This window comes from Nakamurella sp. UYEF19, assembly GCF_040546275.1.
Classification (GTDB): domain Bacteria; phylum Actinomycetota; class Actinomycetes; order Mycobacteriales; family Nakamurellaceae; genus Nakamurella.
In genome coordinates, this window is record NZ_JBEPNO010000001.1 from 299,857 (window position 1) to 316,732 (window position 16,876).

Annotated in this window: 13 protein-coding genes; 10 read left to right on the top strand and 3 right to left on the bottom strand. The window is 67.9% G+C overall.

The genetic code is table 11. The features are described 5' to 3' along the window. The first annotated feature begins 11 nt into the window (after positions 1–11). The 3 genes from ABIB25_RS01425 to ABIB25_RS01435 are packed head-to-tail and all read left to right on the top strand — an operon-like array spanning position 12 to position 3,342. Positions 12–1,535 carry an ABC transporter permease gene (locus ABIB25_RS01425; protein ID WP_354526614.1) on the top strand — a complete coding sequence of 508 codons (1,524 nt, stop codon included), beginning with the start codon at positions 12–14 and terminating at the stop codon, positions 1,533–1,535. Continuing rightward, entirely contained in the window at positions 1,532–2,584 is a 1,053-nt protein-coding gene (locus ABIB25_RS01430) for an ABC transporter ATP-binding protein (RefSeq protein WP_354526615.1), read from the top strand. The genes ABIB25_RS01425 and ABIB25_RS01430 overlap by 4 nt, the downstream gene beginning before the upstream one ends. Before the next feature lie 29 nt (positions 2,585–2,613). Further along, on the top strand, positions 2,614–3,342 hold the full coding sequence (locus ABIB25_RS01435) for a TetR/AcrR family transcriptional regulator (RefSeq protein ID WP_354526616.1): 729 nt from the start codon (positions 2,614–2,616) through the stop codon (positions 3,340–3,342). Positions 3,343–3,428: 86 nt separating this feature from the next. On the opposite strand, the gene ABIB25_RS01440 is transcribed toward ABIB25_RS01435, so the two are convergent. After that, the gene (locus ABIB25_RS01440; RefSeq protein ID WP_354526617.1) at positions 3,429–4,568 is read right to left on the bottom strand and encodes a thiolase family protein; all 1,140 of its coding nucleotides are present in this window, start codon (positions 4,566–4,568) and stop codon (positions 3,429–3,431) included. Positions 4,569–4,894: 326 nt separating this feature from the next. Here ABIB25_RS01440 and ABIB25_RS01445 point away from each other — a divergent pair, with 326 nt between their 5' ends. Together ABIB25_RS01445 and ABIB25_RS01450 are read left to right on the top strand one after the other, a co-directional pair. Next, positions 4,895–6,556, top strand: coding sequence for a SulP family inorganic anion transporter (locus ABIB25_RS01445; protein WP_354526618.1), 1,662 nt, complete (start codon positions 4,895–4,897; stop codon positions 6,554–6,556). 153 nt (positions 6,557–6,709) lie between these two features. Further along, positions 6,710–8,239 carry a fatty acyl-CoA synthetase gene (locus ABIB25_RS01450; RefSeq protein ID WP_354526619.1) on the top strand — a complete coding sequence of 510 codons (1,530 nt, stop codon included), beginning with the start codon at positions 6,710–6,712 and terminating at the stop codon, positions 8,237–8,239. 15 nt (positions 8,240–8,254) lie between these two features. Here ABIB25_RS01450 and ABIB25_RS01455 read toward each other — a convergent pair whose 3' ends face one another. Beyond that, positions 8,255–9,193, bottom strand: a complete 939-nt coding sequence (locus tag ABIB25_RS01455) for a LysR family transcriptional regulator (RefSeq protein ID WP_354526620.1) — start codon at positions 9,191–9,193, stop codon at positions 8,255–8,257. Between the two features lie 83 nt (positions 9,194–9,276). Between ABIB25_RS01455 and ABIB25_RS01460 the strand changes: the two genes are divergently transcribed. Then, positions 9,277–10,161 carry an EamA family transporter gene (locus tag ABIB25_RS01460; RefSeq protein ID WP_354526621.1) on the top strand — a complete coding sequence of 295 codons (885 nt, stop codon included), beginning with the start codon at positions 9,277–9,279 and terminating at the stop codon, positions 10,159–10,161. Between the two features lie 171 nt (positions 10,162–10,332). Here the strand turns inward: ABIB25_RS01460 and ABIB25_RS01465 are convergent, their stop codons facing one another. Further along, positions 10,333–10,821, bottom strand: a complete 489-nt coding sequence (locus tag ABIB25_RS01465; RefSeq protein ID WP_354526622.1) for a hypothetical protein — start codon at positions 10,819–10,821, stop codon at positions 10,333–10,335. 16 nt (positions 10,822–10,837) lie between these two features. On the opposite strand from ABIB25_RS01465, the gene ABIB25_RS01470 reads away from it, so the two are divergent. The 4 genes from ABIB25_RS01470 to ABIB25_RS01485 all read left to right on the top strand — a co-directional run bounded on the left by ABIB25_RS01470 (position 10,838) and on the right by ABIB25_RS01485 (position 16,712). After that, positions 10,838–11,302: a hypothetical protein gene (locus ABIB25_RS01470; protein ID WP_354526623.1), complete on the top strand. Its 465-nt coding sequence runs from the start codon at positions 10,838–10,840 to the stop codon at positions 11,300–11,302. Positions 11,303–11,387: 85 nt separating this feature from the next. Further along, positions 11,388–12,818, top strand: a complete 1,431-nt coding sequence (locus ABIB25_RS01475; protein WP_354526624.1) for a phytoene desaturase family protein — start codon at positions 11,388–11,390, stop codon at positions 12,816–12,818. Positions 12,819–12,993: 175 nt separating this feature from the next. Next, on the top strand, positions 12,994–15,036 hold the full coding sequence (locus ABIB25_RS01480) for a hydantoinase/oxoprolinase family protein (RefSeq protein ID WP_354526625.1): 2,043 nt from the start codon (positions 12,994–12,996) through the stop codon (positions 15,034–15,036). Continuing rightward, the gene (locus ABIB25_RS01485; protein ID WP_354526626.1) at positions 15,033–16,712 is read left to right on the top strand and encodes a hydantoinase B/oxoprolinase family protein; all 1,680 of its coding nucleotides are present in this window, start codon (positions 15,033–15,035) and stop codon (positions 16,710–16,712) included. Before ABIB25_RS01480 ends, ABIB25_RS01485 begins: the two co-directional genes overlap by 4 nt. The last annotated feature ends 164 nt before the right edge of the window (positions 16,713–16,876 follow it).

Genomic DNA, 16,876 nt, shown 5'->3' on the forward strand with positions numbered 1-16,876 from the left:
GGAGGCCGGTGGTGTCCCTCTTCCGAGGCGCACCACCGGTTTTCGTGGTACTTGCAGCCGCGGTGGCGCTGTTGTCGCTCGTGCCCGTCGCCTTCATCGTCCAGTCGTTGGTCCAGGCCGGACCGGCCAGGGCCAAGGCCCTGATCTGGCGTCCCCGGGTCGGCGAGCTGCTGCTCAACACCGGCCTCCTGACTGTCCTGTCGATGGCCGCCTGTGCAGTGCTCGGCACGGCCTGTGCGTTCCTGATCGAGCGGACGACGGTGCCAGGGGCCCGATTCTGGGCGCCGATGCTGGTCACCCCGCTGGCCGTTCCGGCCTTCGTCACCAGTTACGGCTGGGTTTCGGTCGTGCCGGGCATCGACGGGCTCTTCGGTGCCACGCTGATCATGACGTTGGCCTACTTCCCGCTGGTCCTGCTGCCGGTGGCCGGCGCGCTCCGGGGGACCGACCCGGCCTGGGAGGAACAGGCGAGATCACTCGGGCTGGGCCCGGTGCGCACTTTCCGCCGGGTGACCCTGCCGCAGCTGCGACCGGCGCTGCTCGGTGGTTCGTTGCTGGTGGGCCTGCACACCCTGGCCGAGTTCGGGGCGTTCCAGAATCTCGGGTTCTCGACCTTCACCACGGCCATCTACGAGCAGTACCAGTCGACGTTCGCGAGTACGGCCGGGAACATGCTGGCGGTCGTGCTCGTGGTCTGCTGCCTGGTGTTGGTCGCGGCGGAGTTCGGGCTGGGGCGTGGACCGGTGGCCCGCACCGGATCCGGCAGCCCCCGTCCGCATCGTCGGGTGTCTCTGGGCTGGTGGAACATCCCGGCCGTCAGCGGTCTGGTTGCAGTCGTAGGGGCAGCGCTCGGGGTGCCGGTGTCCAGCGTCGTCCACTGGCTGGTGCTGGGTGGGCGGGCCGTGTGGACCAGCACCCTGTGGGACTCCGCGGTGTCGACCGTGGCGCTCGCGGCCGGAGCGGCTCTGTTCACCACTGCCCTGGCATTTCCCGCCGCCTATCTTGCTGTCCGGCACCGCGGCCGGGTCAGTGCCGTTGCGGAACGGGTCAGCTATGTCGCCGGCGCGGTGCCGTCCCTCGTGGTCGGCCTCGCGCTGGTCACGCTGACCGTGCACTACGTCAAACCGATCTACCAGACCTACGTGACGTTGTTCATCGCCTACGTCGTGCTGTTGCTGCCGCGCGCACTGGTCTCGATCCGATCTGGTCTGACCCAGTCGCGGGTCGAGCTCGAGGAGGCCTCCCGCGCACTGGGAAAGTCCCGCCTGGTGACGCTGGCGCGAATCACGGTGCCGCTGGCCTCGCCGGGCCTTGCGGTCGCCGCGACCCTGGTCTTCCTGGCCGCGGCGACCGAGCTCACCGCCACTCTGATGTTGGGACCGACCGGGCTGCGCACGCTGTCCACCCGGTTCTGGAGCCTGAGTGGAAGCATCGACTACGTGGCCGCCGCACCGTACGCCGCGTTGCTGATCGTCATCTCCCTGCCGGTCACCTTCTTTCTGCTACAGCAGTCGCGACGGGCGGCCGGACGATGAACGCAGTGACAGCCGCAGGTCTCGCCAAGAAGTTCGGCGGCGTGACCGCACTGGCGGGGGTGGATGTCGACCTGCCGGCGGGTAGCACGACCGCTCTGCTCGGGCCGTCGGGGTGCGGGAAGACGACCCTCCTGCGGATCATCGCCGGTTTCGAGAAACCAGACCTCGGAACCGTTTCGGTCGGGAGCGAGATGATCACCGGACCGGGGATCTGGAAGCCCGCCGAACGCCGGTCGATCGGATACGTGGCACAGGAAGGCGCCCTGTTCCCACATCTGGACGTCCGCCGCAACATCGAATTCGCGTTGTCCCGTCAGGAACGACGGTCCGGCAGCAGGCTCGCCGAACTGCTCGACCTGGTGAGCCTGGAAAGCTCTCAGCTGCAACGGTTTCCGCACGAACTCTCGGGAGGGCAGCAGCAGCGGGTCGCACTTGCCCGGGCGCTGGCCCGTCGGCCCGGCCTGGTGTTGCTGGACGAACCTTTCGCCGCGCTGGATGCCGGTCTGCGCTCCGGCACCAGGGATCTGGTGGCAGCAGCGCTTGCCGTCGAGAAGGTCACCACGCTGTTGGTCACCCACGATCAACAGGAGGCGCTGTCGTTCGCGGATCGCGTGGTGGTGATGAGGGACGGCCGGGTGGTGCAGACCGGTACACCGCGGGAGGTCTACTCCCAGCCCGCCAACCGTTGGAGTGCCGCCTTTCTCGGCGACGCCGTGGAGCTCAGAGGGACCGTTCGGGGTGATCGGATCAGCTGTGCCCTCGGGCTCCTGCCCCTGTCGGCAACCTGCCCGGACGGAGAAGTCACGGTGGTGCTCCGCCCGGAGCAACTCCTGATCGACCGGATGGGCGATTCGAGCTCCGACGAGGCGCCGGTGATCGCGCAGGTCGTGGAGACCCGGTATTTCGGGCACGACAGCGTCGTCGGTCTGCGGCTCGCAGCCGACCCCGAACTGCGCCTGACCGTCCGCACGGCGGCGGACGTGAACCTGGGTCCGGGCACCAGGGTGACCGTCCGCGTGCGAGGCGCCGCGACCGTTGTCGGACCCTGACCTGACCGGTGAGCGCTTACGCTCAGCACATGACGAACACCTCCGGTGAACAGGAGAAGGCGGAGCCGAGCCGTATCGGGCGCCGCCGCGCCGCTGCCAAGGACGACGGCACAGCGGCCTATGCGGAACGACGTTCCGAGATCAAGGCCGCGGCCGCAGACCTGTTCAAGAGCGAAGGTTTCCGGGGCACCAGCATCGGCCGGGTAGCGCAGGCGCTCGGCATCGACCGGGCGACCCTCTACTACTACGTCGGGAGCAAGGAAGAACTGTTCGACGATGTCGTCTCCGGAGCGGTCCGTGCGAACGTCGAGATCGCCGAGGAGATCCTGCGGGGAGGGGGTTCGGCCCCGGAGAAGATCTTCTCGCTGGTCACCTCGCTGATGAACAGCTACGCCGAGCACTATCCGTTCCTCTACGTGTTCATCCGGGAGAACCTCGGCCATGTCGGGAAGCGCAGATCCGAATGGTCGAGGGAGATGCGCGCCCTCAACAAGAGGTACGAGGAGATCGTGGTCGAGATGATCGACGTCGGCGTCGCCGAGGGCACCATCCGGCCGGTGGGGGAGCCCTGGATGATGGCGTACGGCCTGATCGGCATGGTCGGTTGGACGAACCGCTGGTTCAACCCGGACCACACCCCGGTCGACGCCGAAACGGTCGGCCTCACCTTCGCCAGGATGCTGCTCGCCGGGATCGCGGTCGACGGCGATCCGGTGTTGCCGGCGGCCGGGCGGCCCCGTCGCACGGCGAACGGCTAGCGGCCCAACCAGTTCGGTTTGCGCTTCTCCAGGAAGGCCTGCTTGGCCATCGGGCCGTTCTGTATGCGCCGCGAGCAACGCGACCGTCAGATCAGCTCCAGCAGCGTCGCGTTGGCCTGTCCGCCGCCCTCGCACATGCTCTGCAGGCCGTAGCGCAGGCCGGCGTCGCGCATGTGGTGGACCATCGTCGTCATGATCCGGGCGCCGCTGCCGCCCAGCGGGTGGCCGAGGGCAATGGCGCCGCCGAGGGGATTCAGGGCCTTCTCGTCGGCGCCGATGTCCTGCAGCCAGGCCAGCGGCACGGAGGCGAAGGCCTCGTTGATCTCGAAGACCCCGATCTCGTCGAGCTTCACGCCGCTTCGGGTGAGCAGCTTGCGGGTGGCCGGGATCGGCGCGGTGAGCATCTTGATCGGGTCGTCGCCGGCCAGGGCAACGCTGTGCACCCGGGCGATGGGCGTCAGGCCCAGCTCTTTGGCTTTCGCGCTGGTCATCATCAGCAGGGCGGCGGATCCGTCGCTGATCTGCGAGGCGTTGCCGGCGGTGATGCTGCCATCCGGCTTGAAAGCCGGCTTGATGGAAGCCATCTTCTCCACGGTGCCGCCGCGGCGGATGCCCTCGTCCTTGGTGACGGTGCCGGCCTCGGTCTCGATGCCGACGATCTGACCGTCGAAGCGTCCGTCGTCCTGCGCGGTGGCGGCCCGGTCGTGTGAACGCAGCGCGAACTCGTCGAGCTGGGTGCGGGTGATGCCCCACTGGTCGGCGATCAACTGGGCGCCGGTGCCCTGGTCGGGGAACACCCCGTAGCGGGCGGCGAACAGGGACCCGGTCGGGTCCTGACCGGCGAGCGAGGAGCCCATCGGGACGCGGCTCATCGATTCGACTCCGCCCGCGACGACCACGTCGTAGTGCCCGGCGACCAGGCCGGCCGCAGCGAAGTGAACTGCCTGCTGGGAGGAGCCGCACTGACGGTCGACCGTCGTGCCGGGCACGTTTTCCGGCCAACCGGCGCCGAGGATGGCGTTGCGCGCGATGTCGAAGGTCTGCTCCCCGATCTGCGACACGCAGCCCCAGATGACGTCGTCGACGACGACCGGGTCGATCCCGCTGCGATGGGCCAGCGCGCGTAGTACGTAGGCGGACAGGTCGGTCGGGTGAACCGAGCTCAGGCCTCCGTTGCGTTTGCCGACGGGGGTTCGGACAGCTTCGACGATGACCGCATCACGCATGATGTGCTCCCTGCAGATGATCGTTGTTCCGGTCGCTCACCGACCGGAGGAGGCCCTCAGTCTGCTCTATCGATCAGCCCATGGTCAACGTTGCTGTTGACAATGCTGGCGCGGGGCGTATCCGGTCACCGGTTTCGACTGGTCCCGACCACCCGCCAGAACCGGGACTGTGACGGGCGCGACGGACCGGGGGACCTAAGTCTCTATCCGGTCCTGGGTGGCTCGTCCGACCCTTGAGTCGAGGATTCCGTCCACTCGACCGCCACTCTCCAGCGGTTCGAACGACCAGAACTGAAGTGATGATGCGCAGCGACAGCAGTACTGGCGTGATTAGCCGCGGCCTGAGATGGGTTGCCGTCAAACGGTTCCTACCGAGCGCCGCCGACTACTCCGGCCTGTCCCGATCCTGGCCGCGGGACCTGATGGCCGGTCTGACCGTCGGCGTAGTCGCACTGCCCCTCGCCCTCGCGTTCGGAGTGGCCACCGGCGTCGGCGCCGGGCCGGGCATCGTGACGGCGATCATCGCCGGCACCGTGGCGGCGGTGTTCGGGGGCTCGCGGCTGCAGGTGAGCGGGCCGACCGGCGCCATGACGGTGGTCCTCGTGCCGTTGGTCGCCCAGCACGGTCCGGCTGTGGTGTACCCGGTCGCCCTGCTCGCCGGCATCGTGGTCCTGCTGTCTGCCCTGCTGCGGCTCGGTCGGCTGCTCGACCACATCCCGTGGCCGCTGATCGAGGGATTCACCGTGGGTATCGCGGTGGTGATCGCGGCCCAGGAGATTCCTTCGGCCCTCGGTGTCGTCAAGCCCGAAATCGACAATGCTGCTGCAGCGGCGGCCATCTCGATCCTTCGGTTCGTGGAGCATCCGCACTGGCCGGTACTGGGCCTGCTGATCCTCTCGGTTGGCGCCACCGTCCTGTTGACCAGGGTGCACCGTGCCGTGCCCGCCGGCCTCATCGCGGTGGTCGGCGTCACGGTGGTGGCCGGCGTCGGCGGGATGGACGTCGCCCGGATCGGCACGATCCCGGCCGGGCTGCCGGTTCCGTCCCTGCCGAGCCTGGCTGGGGCTGGATCGTTGATCGGACCTGTCCTGGTCGTCGCCTTCCTGGCCGGGCTGGAGAGCTTGATGTCGGCCAGGGTCGCGGACGGGATGAGTGACGCGCCCCGTCACGATCCCGACCGTGAGCTGTTCGGGCAGGGTCTGGCCAACATCGCCGCCGGCTTCTGCGGCGGGATGCCCGCCACCGGCGCGATCGCCCGGACCGCAGTCAACGCCAGGGCCGGAGCGCACACCAGGGTGGCCGCGCTGACCCATGCGATCGTGCTGGCGATCATCATGTTCGCGGCGGCGCCGCTGGTCGGCAAGATCCCACTGGTGGCTCTGGCCGGGGTATTGCTGGTCACCGCCTACCGGATGGTCGAGAAGCGGAGCATCCGTTCGGTCCTCACCTCGACCCGCGGTGACGCAGCGGTTTTCGCCGTCACTGCGGTGTGCACCGTCGCGTTCGACCTCATCACGGCGGTCGCCATCGGGCTGGTGCTGGCCGGCGCGTTGGCCCTCCGGCGGCTGGCCTCCACCTCCCAGGCCGTGGTGCAGGTGCTTCGCCCGGACGACCTGAGCAGCGCAGCCGAGCATGAGCTGCTGGCCTCGCATGTTCTTGTCTACCGCCTCGACGGTCCGTTGTTCTTCCCGGTGGTCGGACGGTTCCTCGCCGAGATGACGGCGATCGCCGACGTCCGGGTCGTCATCCTGCGATTGGGTTCGCTTGCGATGCTCGACGCGTCGGGCGCGAAGGCGCTCGGTGATGTGGTCCAGCAGCTCGCCGAGCGGGACATCATCGTGTTGTTCAAGGGCGCGACCGCGGAGAACGAACGGCTGCTCGCAGCGGTCGGGACGCTGCAACCCCTCGTCGCGAAGGGCCACGTCTTCGACGATCTGGGCGCAGCCATTGCGCATGCGGCGCGGCACGTCCGGAGGGTCTCCGCCTGAGGGCGGAGGTGGTGGCCCGCCGTGCGGACCAGAGCCGGCGGTCAGTCTTGACTCCTCTCCTGGCCGGTGGAAACATCCCGGATGCCAGGGTCGGCGCAGGATCGGACCGGCCCGCCCGCGGTCGATTTCGACCTCGTCGAAGATAGGAGTCCGATGAGCCAGGTCCGGTCGAGCACCGTCGACGGCGTTCTGCACCGCAGTGCGGTCCGTGCACCCGACCGGACGGCGCTGATCTTTGCCGGCCGCGCCTGGACCTACCGACAGTTGGACGAGGCCGTCTCCCGCGCGGCCGCACATCTGTTGTCCCTCGGACTCTCCCGCGGTGATCGGGTGGCCACGGTCGGTGCCAATTCCGATGCGTACCTGTTGGCTTTTCTCGGGTGTGCCAGGGCCGGCCTCGTGCACGTCCCCGTCAACTACGCCCTGACCGGTCGGGAGCTGAGCTACATCCTCGCGCAGTCCGGCAGCCGCATCGCGCTGGTCGATCCCGATCTGGCGGCCGGGGTGGCGGCGGTGCAGGAGTCCACGTCTTTGGAGCAGATCCTGGTACTGCAGGGCACGCCGGACGCCGTCCTGCACGGATGGAGTTCAGGCCTGGTTCCTGCCGTCGACATCGAGGTGCAGGAAACGGATCTCGTCCAACTGCTGTACACCTCGGGCACCACGTCCAATCCGAAGGGCGCGATGATGACCCATACCGCGCTGGTGCACGAGTACACCTCGAGCATCCTGGCTCTCGATGCCGCGGAGGACGACGACCCGTTGCACTGCATGCCGCTGTACCACTCGGCGGGTATGCACGTTTTCCTGATGCCGTATCTGGCGGTCGGAGCGACCAACCATCTGATGCCGCGCCCCGACGTCGCGGAAGTGTTGCGCCGCATCGGTCGTGATCGGATCGGAGCGCTCTTCCTGGCGCCAACCGTCTGGGTTCCGCTGGCGAATCACCCGGATCTACCCGGCGGTGATCTGAGTTCCTTGCGCAAGGCGTTCTACGGGGCCTCGATCATGCCGGTGCCCGTGCTGCAGAGGCTCCAGGCGCTGCTACCGGAACTCGGTTTCTACAACTGCTTCGGCCAGTCCGAGATCGGCCCTCTCGCCACGGTTCTCAAGCCTGCCGAACACGCCGAGCGCCCGGAGGCCTGCGGTCGCACCGTGCTCTTCGTGGAGGCCAGAGTTGTGGACGAGGAAGGCGCAGACGTCCCGGCCGACGTCCCCGGTGAGCTGCTGTACCGCTCGCCGCAGCTCTGCACCGGCTACTGGGACAGCCCGGAGGCCACCGCTGAAGCCTTCCGGGACGGGTGGTTCCACTCCGGCGACCTGGTGCGGCGGGACGCGCTGGGCTACATCACCGTGGTCGACCGCATCAAAGATGCGATCAACACCGGCGGGGTGATGGTGGCCTCCCGGGAGGTCGAGGACGCGCTCTACACCCATCCCGACGTCGCCGAGGTCGCCGTCATCGGAACTCCGGACGATCGCTGGATTGAGGCGATCACCGCCGTGGTGGTGCTGCGGCCCGGGGCGACAGCCGGGCCGGCCGAGCTGATCGCCCACGCCCGCCTGTCACTGGCCTCCTTCAAGGTGCCGAAGAGCGTGCACCTGGTCGCCGAACTGCCACGCAACCAGAGCGGGAAACTGCTCAAGCGCGTCCTCCGCGACGACCTCCTGCCGTCGGCCTGACGTTCGCCGCGCCGGTCAACGAGAACTTGATCCCGCCGTCGCGTTGGGGGCCGGCTGCGCACTGGTCGACGCGGCGATCTGACGACAGACGTTCTCGACGACGGCCCGGTTCGCCGGCCACTGCTCGGCGCCTGATCTCACCAGGCTCCACATCCGGCGTCCGGTGTCGGCGAGGTCGAGCGCAACCGTTCGCACTCGCTGCGCTTCGAAGGAGTCGGTCGGAAGGACACTGACCCCGTGCCCGGCCAGCACGAGATCGACCACCAGGTCGAGGCTGTCGGCCCGGTGGGTCATCCGGGGGAGCCAACCGGCCAGCGCGCACAGACGCGCCGACAGCTCGTCGTCGCCGGTGTCGCGCGAGTTGCCGATCCATCCGACATTTCTGAGCGGGGCCAGGTCAGCCGGTGTGGTGATCCGATCCGGTAGTGAGATGTCCTGCGGCACAGCGAGAACCATGGTGCTCGTCGACAGGTGCTGGTGTGGGTGGGTCCACCGACGGGGCACCATCGTGTAGTCGTAGACGAATCCGATGTCGATGACGTCGGTGTCGAGGAGGGCGATGACCTCGTCGGGCTCGCTCTCCCTGATCTCCAGACGGACCTCGGGGTCGGACCGGGCCAGCTGTGCCATGGCCGGCAGCAGATGCCGACGCATTGCCGTGGTGTACCCGGCCACCCGGACCAGTCCATGCGGCTCGCTCCGCGTCGAGAGGTCCATCTCCGCCGCCGTCACCGCGGCGAGGATGTCCCGGCCGCGTTCCGCGAGGCGTCGTCCCGCTGCAGTCAGCCGGACCCGACGGCCCTCCGCCTCCAGCAGCGGAACGCCGCACTGACGTTCCAAGGCCGAGAGCTGTTGGCTGACAGTTGATGTCCCGAATCCGGTCGCCTCCGCGACCGCCGTCATGGTGCGGAGACGTGACAACTCGACCAAGGCCCGCAGCTTGTCCAGATCCACCCGTCCGATTATCCACGAAATACGGACGATATGGCCTCGAATCTTCACTGGACGTAGAAGGCACCGGCCTGTTCACTGACCTGGTGAAAGTTCCAGCTCCCGCGATGGCCATCGCCGCCATGATCTCCGTCCAACTCGGTGCGGCTCTGAGCAGCCGACTGTTCGCCGCGGTCACCCCGGCCGGCACCGTCTGGATGCGGCTGACGGTTGCGGCGGTGATCCTGCTGGCGGTGACGCGCCCGCCGCTACTCCGCCTGTCCCCGGCAATGCTTCGAGGGACCGTGCTGCTCGGCGCAGTCACCGGGCTGATGACGCTGATGTTCATGGAGGCGGTGGCTCGCATCCCGCTCGGAACCGCAGTCGCCATCGAGTTTCTCGGCCCATTGACCGTGGCTGCCCTGCGCAGTCGTCGTCGCTCTGCCGTGATCTGGCCGGCGTTGGCACTGGCCGGCGTCGTCGGCCTGACGCAGCCGTGGTCCGGTCCGCTGAACATGCTGGGTATTGCCTTCGCTGCGACCTCTGCGCTCAGCTGGGGCGGCTACATCCTGCTCACCCAGAAGGTCGGTGCGGCATCGGAGGGGCTGCAGGGTCTGGCTCTCTCGCTGACCGTGGCCGCCCTGGTGACTGCACCTTTCGGCGCCGGGGCCGCGATCAGCGGCCTGACCCCCGCCGTCGCGGCGCAGGCCGTCGGGCTGGGCATTCTCGTACCATTACTCCCGTTCGCGTTGGAGATGTTGGCGCTGCGCAGGATGGCGGTGGCCGCTTTCGGCACCCTGATGGCGCTCGAACCTGGCATCGCGACCGTGCTCGGCCTGGTCGTGCTCCGGCAGGCTCCGGAACTTCTCCAGGTCATCGGGGTGGTACTGGTGATGACGGCCGGGATCGGGGCGCAGCGCGGCGATCGTCCGGCCGGAAACGCCCCGAAGTCGCCGGATGACGATCCGCTGGTGTCGGTCGCCCAGCCCTGACGTCAGCGCTCGGACGTCGGGCGCTCGGGCGTCCGAAGCTTGAGCATCCGCATCGAGTTCGCACCCGAGTCCGTCGTCTGCACGGGGTCCACCAATTCATCGTTGCGCTTCCAAGCAATACGCCGGTAAACGGTAGATATACCAATTCGGTCCGGCATCGTGCGCGCTCGACTATCGTTCGGGTAGCTTCCGATCGTTCGGTCGGAGCCTGAACGAGGGGGATCGAATGCACCATATGTCCGGAAACCGGACTTCGTCCGGTCGAGTTCGGCGAATGTCGATGTTGGGTTCGGCCGCCGTTCTCGCTGTGATCCTGACGGCTTGTGGCAGCAGTTCGAGCGGCGGGGTGGCCGTACCGGCGTCGACCCCGATGAGCTCGGCCGCCAGTTCCGACGAGAGTTCGCCCGCTTCGTCGACAACATCCTCGTCGGTGGAAACGTCGCCGTCAGCCGACGGCTCCACAGAATCCTCCTCCACAGAATCCTCCTCGACTGAAGCCTCCACGCCTGCCTCGTCCTCGCCCGAGTCGACCTCCGAGTCCGAATCCAGCTCGTCCGAGTCGTCGACCTCATCCCCGGAGTCCTCGACCAGTTCATCGAGGACGACCGCTACTACCGTCGCCCCGGCCAAAGGCGTCGCCAAGCCGGGCACGTCGCTCAAAATCGGCCAGCCGGCCGTGGTGGAGTACCAGACCGGCAAGAAGGGCGACAGCTACTACCAGAAGGGCACCATCGAGGTCACCGTCACGAAGATCGTCAAGATGGACCCGAAGGTATTCGATACCCTCAGCAACAAAGCCGATTTCGCCGGGTTGATCCCGTACTACATCTTCACCGACAACAAGATCCTCAGCTACGAGGGCAAGGTGGACGGCAATCCGCCGACCAGTCCGATCATGTACGGCGTCCTGAAGGACGGGACCGAGGCGGGAAGGGCCAGCGGCTTCGGCTCGTTGAAAAGCTGTGAGGACACCTACTTCGAGGAACCGAAAGTAGGGGCCACGGCCGTCAACTGCACCATCACTCTTGCAAAGGCCTCAGGCTCACCGGTGTTCGGCGCGGTGTACGAAGGCGATTTCGACCTCTACCCCTCGTCGACGGCCAATCCCTATGCCCGGAACCCGATCGTCTGGCTGCCGTAGCTGCCTCGGCGTTGGCGGAGAGGCACCGGCGTAGTGAGACCGCCAGAGCCGGTTGCCGACGGTCGGCGTCGGGCACTGTAGAGGGGTGAGCACAGCAATCGTGGTGGGGTCGGGCCCGAACGGGCTGGCGGCTGCTGTCACCCTCGCACGACGCGGTGTGGAAGTCACCGTGCTGGAGGCGGACGACGTCATCGGCGGGGGTACCCGGACGAGCGAGCGGATCCTGCCGGGCCTGATGCACGACGACGGTTCAGCTGTTCACCCCATCGCCTTGGCGTCGCCTTTCTTCCGCAGTCTCGATCTGCCTGCCCACGGCCTGCGCTGGGCTTGGCCCGACGTGGATCTGACGCACCCGCTGGACGGCGGACGTGCCGGCGTGATGGTGCACTCGATCACCGACACCGCAGAGCATCTCGGTCGGGATGGGGCCCGTTGGCAGCAACTCATGCGGCCTTTCGCGGACGGATTCGACGCCCTGGCGCCCGAGATCCTCCGGCCGTTGGTGCATGTGCCGCGACATCCGCTGCTGCTGGCCAGGTTCGGGGCGCTTGCTTTGCTTCCCGCGACCACTACGGCTCGGATCTGGCACACCCAGGAGGCCAGGGCCCTGTTCGCGGGCAATGCCGCCCACGGCTGGTATCCGCTGACCCGGCCGACCACCTCCGCTATCGGGATCATGTTGGCCGCCATCGGTCATCGGCATGGTTGGCCGGTCGCGGTGGGCGGTTCAGCCCGCATTGCCGATGCCTTGGCCGCGGTGCTGACGGGCCTTGGTGGACGGATCGAGACCGGGCACCGGGTGGCCAGGTTGCGCGATCTGCCGCCCGCCGACCTCGTCATGCTCGATGTCGCGCCGCGCGCGGCGATCGACCTCGCCGGCGACCGACTTCCCAGCTCGGTCCGCCGCGCCTACCGTCGATTTCGGCCGGGGCCGGCAGCGTTCAAGATCGATCTCGCGGTCCAGGGCGGGGTGCCCTGGACCGACGAGCACAGTCGACTGGCCGGCACCGTCCACGTCTGCGGCTCGTTCGACGAGGTGGTGGCGGCCGAACGCGGAGTGCACGCCGGGGTGATGCCCGACCGTCCCTTCGTGCTGGTGGCCCAGCAGTACCTTGCCGACCCGGGTCGTTCGGTCGGTGACGTTCACCCCGTCTACGCCTACGCCCATGTTCCCCGCGGCTACACCGGCGACGCCACCCCGGCGATTCTCGCGCAGATCGAGCGGTTCGCCCCGGGCGCCCGTGAGCGGATCGTCGGCATGTCGGTACGTCGGCCGGACGACCTGCACTCCTGGAACGCCAATCTCGCCGGCGGCGACATCATCGGCGGGGCAAACGATCCGCTGCAGTTGGTGATGCGACCGCGCATCTCACCGGATCCGTACCGCACCGGGATCCCGGGCGTCTACCTCTGCTCGGCGTCCACCCCGCCCGGTGCGGGCGTGCACGGCATGTGCGGGCACAACGCCGCGCTCTCCGCCTTGCGTCACCTCGATCCTGGCCGCCTCACCCGCTGAGTCCCAGCGACAGCGCGGAGGTGTTCGTGCGCATCGCACGCATCCGACCCGGCCGGATGGGCGACGCGCACACCGCGTGTCCCCGTCCTCGTCCTAGCTTGATCGAGAGTTCCAGCGCAGGAGCGACCATTCGCCAACGTCGACGGGGAGAGAGATGGCCCGGTACCGAGTTTCGATGGACATCGGGGGCACGTTCACGGACGTGGTCACCTATGACGACAACGCCGGGGTGTTTGCGGCGAGCAAGGCCTCGACCACGCCGGGCAACCTGAGCGAGGGGGTGCTGGCCGGGCTCGACTCGGTGGTGCAGAATCCCGCCGACATCGGCTTCCTGGTGCACGGAACCACGCAGGGGCTCAACGCCTTCCTCGAGCGGCGGGGAGTGCCGGTGTTGCTGCTGGCCACCGACGGCGTGCAGGACAGCTATCACATCGCCCGTGGGCCGCGGGCCCACTTGTACGACCTGCACTACCGCAAACCGGAGCCGTTGGTCCGTCGTCGCGACGTGATCGGAATCGGCGGGCGGATCGCTGCCGACGGCAGTGAACTCAGGCCGCTGGCCGAGAACGCCCTTCGCGCCGCGGCCCGCCGCGTGATCGCCGAGGAGTACGGCGCCGTGGCGGTCGCGTTCCTGTTCAGCTACAAGAATCCGGACCACGAACTCCGCGCGCGGGAGATCCTCCTCGAAGAATTGGGCTCCGACTTCACCGTGTCGCTCTCGCACCAGGCCGCCAAGGAGTGGCGAGAGTACGAGCGCACGTCGTCGGCAGTCGTCGAGGCCTACACGGGCCCGATCGTCCGGCGGTACCTGAGCGAGCTCGAAGGGCGCCTGGAGAATCGGCAGCTCTCGGTTCCCCTGCACGTGATGCAGTCCTCTGGCGGCATTCTCACCGCCGAGTCCGCACGAGCCCGTCCGCTCCAGACGCTCCTGTCGGGCCCGGTCGGCGGTGCGATCGCCTGCGCGGAACTCTCGCGGCAGACGGGGCGACCGAACCTGATCGGGATCGACATGGGCGGAACCTCTTTCGACGTCTCGCTGATCGTCGACGGGGAACCGGACGTCTCGGCCGAGGCGCACCTCGAGGGCCTGCCGATGCTGATGAGCGTCGTCAACATCCACACCGTCGGTGCCGGCGGCGGTTCGGTGGCCTGGTCCGAGGCCGGTGGCCTCCGGGTCGGTCCGCGTTCCGCCGGCGCACGGCCCGGACCCGCCTGCTACGGCCGCGGCGGCACCGAGGCGACGGTCACCGATGCGAACCTGGTGCTCGGCCGGATCGATCCGAACGGGTTCGCCGGCGGACAGATGACACTCGACCCCGGGTTGGCCACGGCGGCTGTCTCGGGGCTGGCGGACCGGTTCGGTCTGTCGACGGTGGCGATGGCCGACGGCATCTGCGACGTGGCGAATTCCAAGATGGCGCAGGCGATCCGGACCATCACGGTCTCCCGCGGCATCGAGCCACGCGACTCGGCCCTGGTGGCCTTCGGCGGTGCCGGGCCGATGCACGCGGTCTTCCTGGCCCAGGAGCTGGGTATCGCCGAAACCATCGTGCCGCGGTTCCCGGGCGCCTTCTCGGCCTGGGGGATGCTGCAGACCCAGATCCGTCAGGACTACACCGAGCCCTACTTCTTCCTCGACGAGGACATGGACGCCGACGGCATGGCGGCCGCGCTGTCGGCCACCGAGGCGCTGGGGCTGGGGGCACTGTTGCACGAGAGCGTCGCCGCAGACCAGCGGTCCGCTTCGCATGCGGTCGACATTCGTTATGCAGCGCAGGAATACACCCTCACGGTGCCGCTGACCAGCGCCACCGAACCGACCGAACCAGGCTTCCTCAAGACCGTGGCCGGGCGGTTCGCCGATCTGCACCAGGCGAGGTACGGACACGCGAACCTCGGTGCTCCGATCGAGTTCGTCATGCTGAGGACGACCGCGTTCGGTGACCTTGGCAAGCCGGCACCGCAGAAGTGGCCCACTGCGACAGGTACAGACTTCCCGCACGAGATCCGCCAGGTGGTGTTCGGCGGCCAACCGCAGGACACCATCGTCGTCCGACGCGACGACCTGCTGGTCGGGCACACCTTCGTCGGACCGGCCGTCGTCACCGAGGACACCGCCACCACCGTGGTGCCGCCGGAATACACGGTGAGCGTCGACGAAATCGGCTCGCTGATCATCCGGGGTTCGCGCACCATCCAAGGGCAGGAGAGCAAATGACCACCGCACTCGACATCGACCCGGTGACTGTCGAAATCATCCGCAACGCCTTGAATTCCAGTGCGGACGATATGAACGCCACCCTGATCCGGTCCGCCTACACGCCGATCATCTACGAGGCCGGCGACTGCGTCGTCGCGCTCCTGGACGCCCAGCACCGTGTGCTGGGTCAGTCGGCCGGCCTCCCGATCTTCCTGGGCAACCTCGAGACCTGCACGCTGGCCACCGAAGAGCGGTTCGGGCGCGAGGTGTGGCAGCCAGGCGACGTCTGGATCCTCAACGACAGCTACCTCGGTGGAACGCATCTCAACGACGTGACGATCTTCGGCCCGGTCTTCGTAGACACCACCCTTGTCGGCTTCACGGCGTCCCGCGCGCACTGGATCGACGTCGGTTCCAAGGATCCGGGCGGCTCGATGGACTCGGTGACCATCTTCCAGGAGGGGCTGCGGATGGGCCCGCAGAAGCTCGTCTCGGGCGGCGTTGACGAGCGGTCGATCATCGACATCATCGTCACCAACGTCCGATTCCCCTATCCGACCGGCGGCGACATGCACGCGATGATCGCCTGCATCAAGATGGGCGAGAAGCGTCTGCAGGAACTGGTTCTGCGCTTCGGCCTCGAGACGCTCGAGATGGCTCGCGACGAGATCTTCCGGCAGACCGAGGTTCTGGAACGGGCTGTGATCGCCGCCATTCCCGACGGTCGGTACGCCTCGGAGGGTGTGCTGGACAACGACGGGATCGACCTGGACACGCCGATACCCATCCGGCTGACCATCACCGTGTCGGGCGAGGACATCGACTTCGACGTCACCGAGTCCGCCGACCAGACCGTCGGACCCGTGAACTGCGGTGTGGCGCAGGCCGTCTCGGCCCTCCGGGTCGGCTACAAGCTGTTGGTCAGCCCGGATCTCCCCGGCAACGGCGGTTCCTTCCGCTCCATGACGACGCAGGTCCGCGAGGGCTCCGTCCTCGGGGCGAGGTCACCCGCTGCCTGCCAGTGGTACTTCTCGCATCTCGGGCTGCTCATCGACATGGTCGCCAGGGCGCTAGCTCCGGTGATGCCGGACCGGGTGGCAGGCGCTAGCCATGGCGATTCGATGATCATCCTGACGGCCGGGACCGACCCGCGGGTGAAGCGCGAGTTCGTCAGCCTGGAGGCAACCGTCGGCGGCTGGGGAGCGTGGGAAGGTGCCGACGGAGAGAGCGCGTTGATCAACAACGTCAACGGCTCGCTCAAGGACATCCCGATCGAGGTCTACGAAACCCGGTACCCCTGGCGCATCAACGAGTATCGGATCCGGCCGGACTCCGGTGGCTCCGGCCGCTGGCGCGGCGGCAACGGCGTCGTCCGGGAGTACGAGGCACAGACGGACATGACGGTGTCGCTGTGGTTCGAGCGGTCGCGTCAACCCGCCTGGGGTCTGTTCGGCGGTGAGGACGCGGTCGGCCCGGATGTGGTGATCAACCCGGGACGGCCGGACGAACGCCGGATTCTCAAGATCAACGGGATGACCGTCAAGAACGGCGACGTCATCCGCTGCGCCACCGGTGGCGGCGGTGGCTACGGTGACGCCGTCGAGCGCTTGTCCGAGGAGGTCAGCGCGGATCTCGCCGATCACCACATCACGCCGGAAGCCGCCCGCAACCGCTACGGATTCACCGGGGAGTAGCCGTGAGCAACCCCCGTGTACGGGAGCTCCTCACGTAGAACATGTACTACATGGAGACACGTCGGTCCTGATCGCGGGCGATGGCGGCGATCCGCCGGACCTGAGCGGGCCGGACGGAAGGGTCAGCGCGGTCTCCTCCACGGAGTCTCGCACGCGTTCGGGCA

What these genes read in the sequence shown, in the direction of transcription:
- ABIB25_RS01430 (WP_354526615.1), top strand. Translation starts at nt 1,532, where the DNA reads ATGAACGCAGTGACAGCCGCAGGTCTCGCCAAGAAGTTCGGCGGCGTG.
- ABIB25_RS01435 (WP_354526616.1), top strand. Translation starts at nt 2,614, where the DNA reads ATGACGAACACCTCCGGTGAACAGGAGAAGGCGGAGCCGAGCCGTATC.
- ABIB25_RS01440 (WP_354526617.1), bottom strand. Translation starts at nt 4,568, where the DNA reads ATGCGTGATGCGGTCATCGTCGAAGCTGTCCGAACCCCCGTCGGCAAA.
- ABIB25_RS01450 (WP_354526619.1), top strand. Translation starts at nt 6,710, where the DNA reads ATGAGCCAGGTCCGGTCGAGCACCGTCGACGGCGTTCTGCACCGCAGT.
- ABIB25_RS01480 (WP_354526625.1), top strand. Translation starts at nt 12,994, where the DNA reads ATGGACATCGGGGGCACGTTCACGGACGTGGTCACCTATGACGACAAC.
- ABIB25_RS01485 (WP_354526626.1), top strand. Translation starts at nt 15,033, where the DNA reads ATGACCACCGCACTCGACATCGACCCGGTGACTGTCGAAATCATCCGC.